The organism is Marinobacter sp. NSM (assembly GCF_052380025.1).
GTDB lineage: Bacteria > Pseudomonadota > Gammaproteobacteria > Pseudomonadales > Oleiphilaceae > Marinobacter.
The window spans coordinates 261,778-274,926 of the sequence record NZ_JBQTCK010000001.1 but is presented as its reverse complement, the minus strand read 5'-3'; the positions used below and the strand labels follow the sequence as shown (position 1 = coordinate 274,926).

14 protein-coding genes are annotated in these 13,149 nt (G+C 57.3%); 10 read left to right on the top strand and 4 right to left on the bottom strand.

Annotation, left to right across the window (positions count from 1 at the left end):
• Positions 1-62: 62 nt before the first annotated feature.
• Positions 63-608: a DUF2062 domain-containing protein gene (locus tag ACTZWX_RS01315; RefSeq protein ID WP_106695574.1), complete on the top strand. Its 546-nt coding sequence runs from the start codon at positions 63-65 to the stop codon at positions 606-608.
• On the opposite strand, the gene ACTZWX_RS01310 is transcribed toward ACTZWX_RS01315, so the two are convergent.
• Both ACTZWX_RS01310 and ACTZWX_RS01305 read right to left on the bottom strand, forming a co-directional pair.
• Positions 596-1,303, bottom strand: coding sequence for an ABC transporter ATP-binding protein (locus ACTZWX_RS01310; RefSeq protein ID WP_152437971.1), 708 nt, complete (start codon positions 1,301-1,303; stop codon positions 596-598). The genes ACTZWX_RS01315 and ACTZWX_RS01310 overlap by 13 nt on opposite strands.
• The gene (locus ACTZWX_RS01305; RefSeq protein ID WP_152437970.1) at positions 1,296-2,540 is read right to left on the bottom strand and encodes a lipoprotein-releasing ABC transporter permease subunit; all 1,245 of its coding nucleotides are present in this window, start codon (positions 2,538-2,540) and stop codon (positions 1,296-1,298) included. Before ACTZWX_RS01305 ends, ACTZWX_RS01310 begins: the two co-directional genes overlap by 8 nt.
• Before the next feature lie 121 nt (positions 2,541-2,661).
• Between ACTZWX_RS01305 and ACTZWX_RS01300 the strand changes: the two genes are divergently transcribed.
• The 9 genes from ACTZWX_RS01300 (at position 2,662) to infA (ending at position 9,500) form a co-directional block, all read left to right on the top strand.
• The gene (locus ACTZWX_RS01300) at positions 2,662-3,252 is read left to right on the top strand and encodes a PilZ domain-containing protein (RefSeq protein ID WP_444712412.1); all 591 of its coding nucleotides are present in this window, start codon (positions 2,662-2,664) and stop codon (positions 3,250-3,252) included.
• 102 nt (positions 3,253-3,354) lie between these two features.
• Positions 3,355-3,657, top strand: a complete 303-nt coding sequence (locus tag ACTZWX_RS01295) for a hypothetical protein (RefSeq protein WP_444712411.1) — start codon at positions 3,355-3,357, stop codon at positions 3,655-3,657.
• 101 nt (positions 3,658-3,758) lie between these two features.
• Complete coding sequence (locus tag ACTZWX_RS01290) at positions 3,759-4,811, top strand: agmatine deiminase family protein (protein WP_444712410.1); 1,053 nt, start codon at positions 3,759-3,761, stop codon at positions 4,809-4,811.
• Positions 4,808-5,731, top strand: a complete 924-nt coding sequence (locus ACTZWX_RS01285) for a carbon-nitrogen hydrolase (protein WP_444712409.1) — start codon at positions 4,808-4,810, stop codon at positions 5,729-5,731. The genes ACTZWX_RS01290 and ACTZWX_RS01285 overlap by 4 nt, the downstream gene beginning before the upstream one ends.
• A gap of 7 nt (positions 5,732-5,738) precedes the next feature.
• Positions 5,739-6,650 carry an AAA family ATPase gene (locus ACTZWX_RS01280; RefSeq protein ID WP_444712408.1) on the top strand — a complete coding sequence of 304 codons (912 nt, stop codon included), beginning with the start codon at positions 5,739-5,741 and terminating at the stop codon, positions 6,648-6,650.
• A gap of 152 nt (positions 6,651-6,802) precedes the next feature.
• Positions 6,803-7,756 carry a thioredoxin-disulfide reductase gene (gene trxB / locus ACTZWX_RS01275; protein WP_444712407.1) on the top strand — a complete coding sequence of 318 codons (954 nt, stop codon included), beginning with the start codon at positions 6,803-6,805 and terminating at the stop codon, positions 7,754-7,756.
• A gap of 16 nt (positions 7,757-7,772) precedes the next feature.
• Positions 7,773-8,486, top strand: a complete 714-nt coding sequence (aat, locus tag ACTZWX_RS01270; protein WP_444712406.1) for a leucyl/phenylalanyl-tRNA--protein transferase — start codon at positions 7,773-7,775, stop codon at positions 8,484-8,486.
• Complete coding sequence (locus ACTZWX_RS01265; protein WP_444712405.1) at positions 8,487-9,200, top strand: arginyltransferase; 714 nt, start codon at positions 8,487-8,489, stop codon at positions 9,198-9,200.
• 81 nt (positions 9,201-9,281) lie between these two features.
• The gene (gene infA / locus ACTZWX_RS01260) at positions 9,282-9,500 is read left to right on the top strand and encodes a translation initiation factor IF-1 (RefSeq protein ID WP_058089554.1); all 219 of its coding nucleotides are present in this window, start codon (positions 9,282-9,284) and stop codon (positions 9,498-9,500) included.
• Positions 9,501-9,578: 78 nt separating this feature from the next.
• On the opposite strand, the gene ACTZWX_RS01255 is transcribed toward infA, so the two are convergent.
• Both ACTZWX_RS01255 and clpA read right to left on the bottom strand, forming a co-directional pair.
• A complete protein-coding gene (locus ACTZWX_RS01255; RefSeq protein WP_444712404.1) occupies positions 9,579-10,628 on the bottom strand; it encodes a putative solute-binding protein in 1,050 nt (349 codons plus the stop codon).
• A 241-nt stretch (positions 10,629-10,869) separates the two neighbouring features.
• A complete protein-coding gene (gene clpA, locus ACTZWX_RS01250) occupies positions 10,870-13,140 on the bottom strand; it encodes an ATP-dependent Clp protease ATP-binding subunit ClpA (protein ID WP_444712403.1) in 2,271 nt (756 codons plus the stop codon).
• Positions 13,141-13,149 lie beyond the last annotated feature (9 nt).

The window sequence follows — 13,149 nt, the reverse complement described above, 5'->3', positions numbered from 1 at the left end:
TTAGCCCGGCGCGCTCAGGGTGCCGGAAGTTATCCATTCCGAAGCAACAGGCCGAACTTCCTATGCCCAAGAAGTTCATGAAACGGTATCTGCCTTCCCCGGAAAAAGTGCAATCCATCGAATCATTGCGCTTTCTGGGCGATATCCTTCATGAACCCAACCTGTGGCACATCAACCGGCACAGTGTGTCTCGCGCCTTCCTGATCGGACTTTTTCTCAGTTTTATCCCGATGCCATTCCAAATGGCGGCGGCAGCAGGCATGGCCATCTGGATCAATGCCAACCTGCCGTTGTCCGTCGCCCTGGTCTGGATCAGCAATCCGTTGACCATGCCGCCCATCTTCTACTTTAACTACAAAGTAGGCGCCTGGATTCTGGACCGCCCCGTGCTGGCTTTCGAATTCCAGCTCTCCTGGTCCTGGCTGAGCAGCCGCCTGATGGAGATTGGCGTGCCGCTCTATGTCGGGTCAATTGTGGTGGCGACTGCTGCGGGTTGCAGCGCCTATCTGATCATCCAGTACCTTTGGCGGCGAAAAATCCGCACCGACTGGCAGGTTCGGCGCTTTTCAAGAAAAGCCTGCAAGAAGGCCCGTAATCAGGCTTCCTGAACCAACCGCCCTTGCTCCAGTCGCAACACCCGGCCGAGGCTCCGCGCCATTCGCATATCGTGGGTGACCATAACAAAGGCAATGCCAGACTGCTCTCGCAAATCCTCAATCAGAGCCCTGATACCCTCGCCGGTATGCTCGTCCAGGTTACCGGTTGGCTCGTCCATCAACACACATTGGGGCTCGTTGACCAGCGCCCGGGCAATGGCCACCCGCTGGCGCTCACCGCCAGACAGCTCGGAAGGCTTATGCTTCAATCGCTTGCCCAGGCCAACCCGGTCCAGCAATTTTTCGGCTTTCTGCCTGGCCACAGCCAGCGACTGACCGCCCAGTGCGCAGGGCATCATAACGTTTTCCAGCGCTGTGAACTCCGGCAACAGGTGATGGAACTGGTAGACAAAGCCAAGGTGGCCATTGCGGAAACGTGCCCGGCCGGCTTCCGACAACCGGTGAATATCCTCACCACAGATATGAATCTGGCCGGATGACGGCCGGTCCAGGCCGCCAAGCAGGTTCAGCAACGTGGTTTTGCCAGCACCACTGCTGCCCACGATGGCAACGGTTTCGCCTGCCGACACTTCCAGGGAAATGTCGGAGAAAATCGTCAGTGTCTCGGGGCCCTGGTCGTAGGTTCGGGTAACCTGGCGGCAGTCGATTACCAAAGGCTTGCTGGTCGTCATTTCTACTTCACTCATAACGTAACGCCTCTGCCGGTTCGACCCTGGATGCCCGCCATGCCGGGTAAATCGTTGCCAGCAGGCTCATCACCATTCCGGCACTACTGATAATGGCCACATCCTGCCACTGCAATTGGGACGGCAGGTAACTGATGAAGTAGACGTCGGCACTCAGGAATTGATGCCCCATCAGCCCCTCAAGCCAGGAAATGAAGCCACTGATATTCAGGGCTCCGAAGATTCCGAGCGCGGTTCCCATCAGGGTGCCAAAGATACCTATTACCGCCCCCTGAATGATGAAAATTCGCATAATGCGCCCGGGTGTTGCCCCCATGGTTCGCAAAATCGCGATGTCTGCGGTTTTGTCGGTGACCACCATGACCAGGGTGGAAACAATATTGAAAGCGGCCACGGCCACAATGAACATCAGCAACAGGCCAATCATGGTCTTTTCCATCCGTATAGCCTGGAACAGGTTGCCGTGGGTACGGGTCCAGTCAGATACGTAGTAACGCCCTCCCAGATCCTGCGCAACCTGGTTGACCACGCGCGGTGCTGCAAACAGGTCATCCACCAGCAGGCGCACGCCCTCGGCACGGCCGCCGGTTCGCATCAGGCGGGCCGCATCATCCATATGAATCAGCGCATAATTGCCATCCAGCTCGGCACCGACACTGAAGATACCTTTAACGGTAAAGCGCTTTAGCCTGGGCAGTACGCCGGCCGGGGTTACCGAGGCTTCCGGCAGGACAACCGTCAGTTTGTCTCCGACCTGCAGCCTAAGGCTGTTGGCCATCAGCCGACCGATGATAATGCCGAATTCTCCCGGCTTGAGTTCATCCAGGTTGCCTTCAATGAAGTGATTCTCAATGATCGATACCGTGGCTTCCTGCTCGGGCACAATGCCGCTTAGCATCACTCCCCGAACATCACCACCGCCTGTCACCATGCCCTGGCCCTGGATAAAGGGCGCGGCCGCCAGTACCCGTGGATGCTCCTGTACGCGGCGATCAATCTCTTCCCAGTCTTCCAGCGGGCCCGACGCCCCCTGAATCGTGGCGTGGGGCACCATGCCCAGAATGCGCTGCTTCAATTCCCGGTCAAAACCATTCATGACGGACAACACGATGATCAGGACCGCCACGCCAAGCATCAGCCCGAGCATGGAGGTCAGGGATATAAAGGATATAAAGTGATTACGTCTCTTGGCTGCGGTGTACCGCAAGCCGATATAGAACGATAAGGGTCTGAACATGGGGAGGTGCCTGTCGCTACCTTCTGGCCTGTCGTGGTTTGGTACCCCGGATCACTCGCGAGCCCCCGGGAAACTGCTAAACTACTCTTTACCAATAAAATTTCAGCCCGCCGGAGACAGAATGCCAGGCTCGCCTATCACGCCACCGATCACCGATGCCAAAGCCGACCGACGCGAGTATTTCCGGATCAAGGACCGTATTGGTCTTGAAATCCGCCGTCTCTCCGGTAACGCTGACAGCGAGCAGGATGACCCGTTCAATGGATCGCCACTGGAAAGCCTCAAAGCTGAATTCCGCCGGTTGGATCAGGATGTAAAAGCACACCTCGCCAGCCTCGCGGAACGTGACCGGCTACTGACCGGATTGATCAAATCCATGAACAGCAAGCTCGACACGCTAGCGCGCATTATCGCCTTTGAGCAAAATCCGTTGCAACCGGAGGACTGGCAGGATGTGACTCTCAGCGAGGGTGGCCTGTCGTTTTTCAGCAGTACCCCTGCCTGGAACCAGGGCGACCGTATTGCGGTACGTATGACCCTGCCACCGGAACTTTATCAACCTCAAGCCATTGCGGAAGTTCTAAGCACAGAGGCGGATGATCGAGGCGGAGCAAGGGTTCACACCGAGTTCGTTCAACTTGACGACAGTAGCCGCCAACAAATTGCCCGCCATGTGATGCGTTGGCAAATCCGGCAGCGGCAAAAAGAGTAAACTTTGAAAAAACACTCACTTTTGCACGTTTTTTCGGGATATTACGTTTTATCCATGCCCTGCGGTATCGTTCGCGGGAACCAGGCATTAATGGAGAACCCAATGAAGAACAAGCGAAATCTGATTACCGCCGTGGCACTGACGTCCCTTATGTCTGCCGGCCTGGCAACCAACCTGCACGCCGAACAGCTGAAAATTCCCGTTGGCAGCCAGGCCGATCGCAGCCAGGTCAGCCTGCCGACCACCGGCATGACCCAATCCTCGGTTCGCAACCGCTGGGGCGCTCCTCAGGATATCCATGGGCCATTAGGTGAGCCTCCTATCAGCCAGTGGCACTACTCCGATTTTATCGTCTATTTCGAACACGACCGGGTGCTGCACACTGTCGTCAAGCGCAACCGTTAATCCCCCTCCGGACAAAGGTTCAATTTTCCCCGCCCATGGCCTGACGTTGTGGCAATGGTCAGATAGAATGGCGGCTTTTGCGAACCAAGGTGACAAATACAGTGACATCCAAGCGAGTGTTGCCTGCGGAGTGGGCGCCCCAGAGCGCAGTCATGTTGACCTGGCCTCATCCGGGCACTGACTGGGCCCGGATAATGGACGAGGTTGAACGTGTCTTCCTGAACATTGCTCACCAGGTGCTTCGATTTGAGCATCTGGTGATCAGTTGTGAATTCGTGGCACGGCTGCAGAAACTCGGCCAGGAACTAAACCATTTCGCAGAAGAGAACGGTCTTCCGGGGCGTGTGATCACCGTCCCGGCACCCGCTAACGACACCTGGGCGCGGGATCACGGCCCGATAACGGTCGACACCGGCGACGGCCTCACCCTGCTGGACTTCCGGTTCAACGCCTGGGGTGGCAAGTTTCCGTGGGAGAAAGACAACGCCCTCAATCACCATCTGGCGAATGCCGGCGTCTTTGGCGGCCATCGTTTGCAGTCTGTGGATTTCGTTCTGGAAGGTGGTTCCATCGAATCCGACGGCCAGGGCACGGTCCTGACCACCAGTGAATGCATGCTGACACCGTCCCGAAATCCTTCCATGGACCGATCGGCTATCGAACAGTTACTGTCGGAACTCCTGGGGGCCGATCGGATTCTCTGGCTGAACCACGGCTACCTGGCCGGTGACGATACGGATAGCCATATCGACACCCTGGCTCGATTCTGCGCCCCTGACCACATCTGCTACGTTACCTGCCCGGACGCAGCCGACGAACACTACAGCGCACTGGCGGCCATGGAAGAAGAGCTGCAGGAGTTCCGGCAGAAGGATGGCAGCCCCTATAAACTGACTGCCCTGCCCTGGCCGGATGCCATCCATGATGAAGACGGCGAGCGCCTGCCCGCCACCTACGCCAACTTTCTGATCATCAATGGCGCGGTTCTGTTGCCTGTGTACGATGTACCGCAAGATCAGGAAGCCATCCGAATCATGGCCGGGATTTTTCCTGACCGGGAGATTGTTCCGATCAACTGCCGCCCGCTGATCCAACAGCACGGCAGCCTTCACTGTGTCACCATGCAGATTCCCGCAGGAGTGGTCACGCTATGACTAGCCGGCCCCAGAACCCGCAGCTGAAGATTGCGGCTATCCAGCAAAAATGTACCGACGACAAGGCTGCCAGCCTCGCCACGTCGGAGAAACTGATCCGTGAAGCCGCCAGGGGCGGCGCACAACTGGTGGTGCTGCAGGAGCTACATGCCACGCTGTATTTCTGCCAGACAGAAGACACAGACATTTTCGAACTGGCGGAGCCCATTCCCGGCCCCACCAGCAACCGGCTGGCAGACCTCGCCGGCGAACTGGAGATTGTCCTGGTCGGCTCCATCTTCGAACGGCGCATGAACGGCGTCTACCACAATACCTCCGTGGTGTTTGATACCGACGGCAGCCTGGCTGGCATCTACCGAAAGATGCACATCCCCGATGACCCAGGCTTCTACGAGAAATTCTATTTCACCCCCGGAGACGCCTGGTTCAATGACGGCCGCAGCGGCTTCACCCCGATCGATACCTCTATCGGAAAGCTCGGGGTTCTGGTGTGCTGGGACCAGTGGTACCCGGAGGCAGCCCGCCTGATGGCACTGGCCGGTGCCGATATCCTGATCTACCCCACCGCCATCGGTTGGGACATCACCGACGACCCCGAAGAACAGGCCCGGCAGCTGGAAGCCTGGGTTACGGTGCAAAGGGGTCATGCCGTCGCCAATAACCTGCCCGTTATTGCTCCCAATCGGGTTGGCACCGAACCGGACCCAACCGGTCAGGGTGATGGCATCCGATTCTGGGGCAACAGCTTCATCTGTGGCCCCCAGGGCGAATTCCTGGCCAGGGGAGATGACCACAGCGAGTGCATCCTGACCGCCACCCTTGATCGCAACCGTACCGAATCCGTTCGGCGAATCTGGCCGTATCTCCGGGATCGCCGTATCGATGCCTACGAAGACATTCTTAAACGGGTACGGGACTGAGGCCTACATGAAACAAAAGATGGACAGCGTTGTTACCGAGCTCAACAAGATACTGTTGGGCAAGGACACCCAGGTTCGGCTGGCCCTTTGCGGATTACTGGCCCGCGGTCACCTGCTGATCGAGGACATTCCCGGGATGGGCAAAACCACCCTGTCCCACGCCCTTGCCAAGATCATGGGCCTGAGTTATCAGCGCATCCAGTTCACCAATGATCTGCTACCCGCCGATGTTCTGGGCTATTCCATGTATGACAAGCAGGCCGGCAGCCTGGTTTTTCATCCGGGCCCGATCTTCGCCCAGGTGGTTCTGGCGGACGAAATCAACCGGGCCTCGCCCCGAACCCAAAGTGCCCTGCTGGAGGCCATGGAAGAACGACAGGTATCCATCGAAGGCGAAACCCGGCCGCTGCCCTCGCCGTTTTTCGTGATTGCTACCCAGAACCCGATCGAACAGGGGGGCACCTTCCCGCTGCCCGAATCCCAGCTTGACCGCTTCCTGATGCGCCTGCGCCTGGGGTATCCGGATCCGAAAGCTGAGCGGGAACTGCTGGAAGGCGAAGACCGCAAGACCCTCACGGACAGGCTTCAGGCCATCCTCCCCCACGACCAACTGCAGGCATTGCAAGGTGCCGTGGACGAGGTCACAGCCAGTCCGGCCCTGCTGGATTACCTCCAGCGGCTGCTCGAACAAAGCCGTCGCATGCCTGGCCTGCTGTACGGGCTTTCCCCAAGGGCAGGCCTCGGGCTGCTCCGGGCCGCCAAAGCCTGGGCACTGATGGCAGGCCGCAACCATGTGTTGCCAGACGATATCCAGGCGGTTTTCCCATCTGTTGCCGAACATCGCCTCGAGCAGGGAGAGTCCGGCAAAAGCAAAGAAAGGGTCCGGCAGTTGCTGACCACCGTCTCAGTACTTAAATAATTCCGCAATGCCCATATAGCGAAGCTTAATTGGCCGCATTATCGGAAACGAATGGCAGCCTGATTATTTCATGGTAGCCTTTCGGCTTCTTTATTAATGAACAGTCCGCACGGTCGGGCTGAACCTGTATCCTAAATATCAGCGAGCATTCCATGAGCGAAACCCGACACTCCCGACTGATCATTCTTGGCTCCGGCCCGGCCGGTTACACCGCTGCTGTCTACGCTGCCCGCGCCAACCTGAACCCAACACTGATTACCGGTATTGAAGTGGGCGGTCAGCTCACCACCACCACCGATGTGGACAACTGGCCGGGTGATAACGATGGCGTTCAGGGCCCGGAACTGATGCAGCGCATGCAGATGCATGCGGAGCGCTTCGAAACCAACATTATCTACGACACCATCAACGAAGCTGACCTGAACAACCGCCCGTTCCGACTGAAAGGTGATGGCGGAGAGTACACCTGTGACGCCCTGATTATCGCCACAGGCGCATCTGCCATGTATCTCGGGCTGGAATCCGAGGAGAAGTTCAAAGGTCAGGGCGTATCGGCTTGCGCCACATGCGATGGTTTTTTCTACCGGAAACAGAAAGTCGCGGTGATTGGTGGCGGCAATACGGCAGTGGAAGAAGCGTTGTATCTCTCCAACATCGCTGACGAGGTGACCCTGGTTCATCGCAGGGACAAACTGCGAGCCGAGAAGATCCTGCAGGATAAACTGTTCGAGAAAGCAGAGAACGGCAATGTGAAGATTGTCTGGAACCATACGCTGGACGAAGTTCTGGGCGATGGGACCGGCGTTACCGGTATGCGCATCCGTAGCATGGAAGACGGCAGCACTCGGGATATTGAACTGGCCGGCGTATTCATTGCCATCGGCCACAAACCCAATACCAGTCTGTTTGAAGGCCAGTTGGACATGGACAACGGTTACATCCGCATCCAGTCCGGGCTGAACGGTATGGCCACCCAATCCAGCATCCCGGGAGTGTTTGCCGCCGGTGACGTGGCAGATCATGTATACCGCCAGGCGGTAACGTCTGCCGGTTTTGGCTGCATGGCCGCGCTGGATGCTGAAAAATTCCTGGATCAGCAGGACTGATCCAGGTAATCGCAACATGACGTCGCTACCCTGGCTGGACCCGAATCAACTCTGGTTCCCACCGGCAGACGAAGCACTGGATGACCCGGACGGCCTGCTGGCCCTGGGTGGCGACCTGTCATCAGAGCGACTGTTGCTGGCTTATCGCAACGGCATCTTTCCCTGGTTCAGTGACGACCAGCCTATCCTTTGGTGGTCGCCCAACCCACGGTGCGTGCTCTTCCCCAACGAGATTCACATCTCCCGTAGCCTGCGACGCACCCTGAACCAGCGTCGCTTCGAGGTCACCGCCGACCAGTGTTTCAGCCGGATCATCCGCCTTTGCGCAAACACCCGTGCCGAGGGCACCTGGATTACGGATGACATGGTCACCGCGTACACCAGGCTGCACCGGCAAGGCATCGCCCACTCCATTGAAATCTGGAATCAACAGGGCGAGCTGGCTGGCGGCATGTACGGCCTGGCGCTGGGGCGATGCTTCTTCGGTGAGTCGATGTTTTCTCTGGAGACCAATGCCTCCAAGGTGCTAATGGTGCACCTTGCCAACCAACTGGCAGCCTGGGACTACCAGATGATGGACTGCCAGGTTGAGAGCAGCCACCTGCTGAGCATGGGTGCCAGGGCTATCCCGCGGGCGGAATTTTTATCTATACTCAGGACATGTGTGGATCGGAAAGCGGATCAGCCAGACTGGACATTTACCTGGCGCTGGCCCGGCCCGGAGGCATGAATGAGCAACCTCAGAACCCTGGTTTTCTTTGCAACACCAGCCCATGATTGCAGCTACCTGCCAGACCGCGAAGCCACCACCATGTTTGTGGACCCACGGGCCCACATCGACAAAAAACTCTACAGCCAGTTGACGGCCCTTGGCTTTCGTCGCAGCGGCTCACATTACTACCGCCCCCACTGCGAAGACTGCAACGCCTGTGTGCCTGTTCGCCTGAAAGTGGATGAATTCAAGCCTGATCGCAATCAACGGCGGGTGCTGCGCAAGAACGAGGAGCTCAGCTGCAGACTGGTGCCAGCCGCCTTCAGCGAGCGCTACTATCGACTCTATGCCCACTATATAGAGGAACGCCATAAGGACGGGGACATGTACCCACCCTCCCGGGAGCAGTTCATGTCGTTTCTGGTAGAGGGTGCAACAGATTCCTGGTTCCTGGAGATTTCCCTGGACAGTGAACTGGTGGGGCTGGCCGCAGTGGATCTGCTGGACGATGGCCTGTCGGCCATCTACACCATATTCGCCCCGGAACTGGAACACCGGAGCCTGGGAACCTTTGCCGTGCTCTGGCAAATCGAAGAAGCCCGCCGGCGGGAATTACCCCATCTTTATCTGGGGTACTGGATCAAAGAATGCCGGAAAATGAACTACAAAACCCGCTTTACCCCGATTGAAGCCCTGCGCGACGGCCACTGGCGAGAGATGCGATTGGACTGATTTTTGCCAAACGTTAAGAAATCAGGCAGAATTGCGCAATTTAAAATCACCGAAAGCATTCCCGAACGAGGTTTTTACTGAATGGCGAAATCAGATGTCATTGAAATGGAAGGTGTTATTATCGACACCCTTCCCAACACCATGTTCCGCGTTGAGCTGGCCAACGGTCACGTTGTAACCGCTCACATCTCAGGAAAAATGCGCAAGAACTACATTCGCATCCTGACAGGCGACAAGGTCAAGGTTGAGCTGACTCCCTATGACCTGAGCAAGGGCCGCATTGTGTACCGCGCCCGTTAATGCTCCAGTGACATCTGAAAAGCCCCGCTTTTGCGGGGCTTTTTTGTTAGATCTGATAAGTCGGGCGTTCGCTGACCATCATTCGCGGTTCTGATCCGAACATTCCATGGCACCCGGGTTTGTATAACAACGTATCTTGCGCAGAATCGTCATCATGTCTTCGTGATAAACAGCGGCGGCCAACTGGGCCTCTTGCCCTTTATTCGACAGCAGATCTATGCGTACCTGCCTGAGCATTTCCTGATACTCCCGCATGTCCTCCGGACCGATATCAACCCACCGATCACTTGGTATACGGTCCTCGAACTGCCGAATAACCCTGATTGCATCCGGATAGAGCCGGGCCATCAGTTTCCGGGACTCCCGAACAAACTCGGGGCTGAATGCACCTTCCCGCGCCACCAGCTGTATTGTCACCTGACCGACCGGGTAGCGAATGATGCCACCCCGATCGCCTGCCCCACGGAACATTTCAAGCACTTCCCAGGCCGCTGCCGGTGCATAGCTCATGTCAGCCTGGCCTGAGTTGAAAACCCGGGCAAAGTTCGAGATCTTCGCTGGCACCGGCTCGGCACCCACAAACTCCACCATATGTCGGGCATCATGGTGGCCTTCAAAAACCGTGATGCGTTTACCTTTGAGCGCTTCAACGTGGTTAATGGCCCGGTCATTGACGAACAGGTACGCCGCGCCCATGGGCGCCACACCGAGCACCTCATAGCCATCCTGGCTCAGGTGCCTCGCGATACGCGGGCTGGCAAGACCATGCAGCAAGACCCGCAAGTCTTCATAGTAAGGCACGGCACCGATGGCGCTGATCGAACCGGTAAAATCGTTGAAATGCCGCACTCCCATATCGGTAAGTGCCACCAGGTCACACTGGCCCTCGCGAAAGTCCCTGATGGCCAGGTCTTCATCTGTGTAGGGCTGCATCACCAGAGATGTACCTGCGGAGACTGCGCCGCGCTGGTAATCACGAAGTAACTGATAGACAAAGCCGTTAGCGCCGGCCACATCAAACACGCAGAACTGCTTTCTTTCGGTAGCCGCCACTGCCGGGCCAACCAGGAGCACCAACAGACCAAAAATCACTGCCAGGGTAAGGGAGAATTGACGGAACGTCCTCATTGGGCTGCTTCCTTATCGTTGTTATTGGCAAACCGTGGCAAATCACCACGAATTCTTTGCCTTAAACTGACAGAAGTTGCCCTGAAATGGATTGACAGCACGGCCAGGCGCCGGGGCCTGCTTCGGTCAACCGGTTAACAGCCAGCGCCACCTGCACCAAGACAGCGCCCGTCAAGGCGCACCACAAAAAAACCGCTGCCGGGCATAGCCCGACAGCGGCTTCCATTACCAACGATTGCGGTCAGACCGCTTCGGCTGGCTCGTCCTCATAGTCAAAGACCAGTTCATCGTCTTTCAACTGAATGAACACGTCCCCCCCCTTCTCCGACAACCGGCCAAACAGGATCTGCTCCGCCAGCGGCCGCTTGATCTTGTCCTGGATCAGGCGAGCCATCGGTCTGGCACCCATGGTGACATCGTAGCCCTTCTCTGCCAGCCAGGATTTGGCCGCATGGTCCACGTGCAGCACCACGTGCTTCTCATCCAGCTGAGCCTGAAGTTCGGTCAGGAACTTGTCGACCACGTGGGTGATGGTTTCCTTCTGCAGGTCAGCAAACTGGATGATGCCGTCCAGGCGGTTACGGAACTCCGGCGTGAAGGTCTTGGTGATCACTTCCATGCCATCGGTGCTGTGATCCTGCTCGCTGAAGCCAATGGAACGGCGAGCCATACTCTCGGCACCGGCGTTGGTGGTCATCACCAGAATCACATGGCGGAAATCAGCCTTCCGACCGTTGTTGTCGGTCAGGGTGCCGTGGTCCATCACCTGCAGCAACAGGTTGAACACTTCCGGATGCGCCTTTTCGATCTCATCCAGCAGCAACACGCAGTGCGGGTGTTTGTTCACCGCCTCGGTCAACAGGCCGCCCTGGTCATAGCCGACATATCCGGGAGGCGCGCCAATCAGCCGAGAAACTGTATGCCGCTCCATGTACTCGGACATGTCGAACCGCACAAGCTCTATGCCAAGCACCTTCGCCAGCTGTTTGGTCACTTCTGTTTTACCAACCCCTGTGGGGCCCGCAAAAAGGAAGGCACCTTCCGGTTTCTCCGGCGCTTTCAAGCCGGCACGGGCCAGTTTGATCGCCGTGGCCAAAGATTCGATGGCCGGGTCTTGTCCGAATACCACCATTTTCAGATCGCGCTCTAGGTTACGCAGTAGATCCTTGTCGCTAGTGGACACGTTCTTCGGCGGAATCCGGGCGATATTCGCCACCACGTCTTCAATGTCGGTAACATCGATGGTCTTCTTGCGCTTGACTTCCGGCTGCAGGCGCTGCCTTGCGCCGGCTTCGTCGATCACATCGATGGCCTTGTCTGGCAGGTGCCTGTCGGTGATGTAGCGGTCCGCCAGCTCAGCAGCCACCCGAAGCGCCTTGTCAGTGTACTTCAGGTCGTGGTGCTTTTCGAAGCTCGGCTTCAGCCCTTTGAGAATCTGGTAGGTATCCTCAACACTTGGCTCATTCACATCGATCTTCTGGAAGCGACGCGCCAGAGCACTGTCTTTCTCAAAGATGCCGCGGAACTCCTGGAAGGTGGTGGAGCCGATGCAACGCAACTCCCCGGAGCTCAGCATGGGTTTGAGCAGGTTGGAAGCGTCCATCACCCCGCCCGACGCCGAACCTGCACCAATGATGGTGTGGATCTCGTCGATAAACAGAATGGCGTGGTTCTGCTTCTTCAGATCACTCAACAAGCCCTTCAGGCGCTTCTCGAAATCGCCCCGGTACTTGGTGCCCGCCAGCAGGGCGCCCATGTCCAGGGAATACACCACCGCATCGGAAATGATCTCCGGTACCTGGCCGTCCACAATTCGCTTGGCCAGTCCTTCGGCAATAGCGGTCTTGCCAACACCGGCCTCGCCCACTAACAACGGATTGTTCTTGCGACGGCGCACCAGTATCTGAACCACACGCTCTACTTCGTGCTCGCGACCAATCAACGGGTCGATACGGCCCTGCCGGGCCTGCTCGTTCAGATTGGTGGCATAGCTTTCCAGCGGTCTGGATTGGGCACCTTCCTCACCGGCCTCCTCATGGGCCGCATGGTCGGCACCCTCCTGATCTTCCGCGCCCTGAACCCGGGAGATACCGTGGGAAACAAAATTGACCACATCAATACGGGCAATGCTCTGCTTCTTCAGCACATACACCGCCTGGCTCTCCTGCTCGCTGAAGATGGCTACCAGCACATTGGCACCGGTTACCTCTTTCTTGCCGGAGGACTGGACGTGGAATACCGCCCGTTGCAGAACACGCTGGAACCCCAGTGTTGGCTGGGTTTCACGCTCACTGTCGGTGCTTGGAATTAATGGTGTAGTGGAGTCGACAAATTCGACCAGTTCATCTTCAAGGCGCTTGAGATCTGCACCACAGGCTTTGAGGACACCCACCGCCGATTCGTTATCGAGGAGAGCCAGCAACAAATGCTCGACCGTCATGAATTCATGGCGCTTGTCACGGGCATTTTTGAAGGCCGTATTCAGCGTAATTTCAAGATCTTTGCTCAGCATGGGCCACCC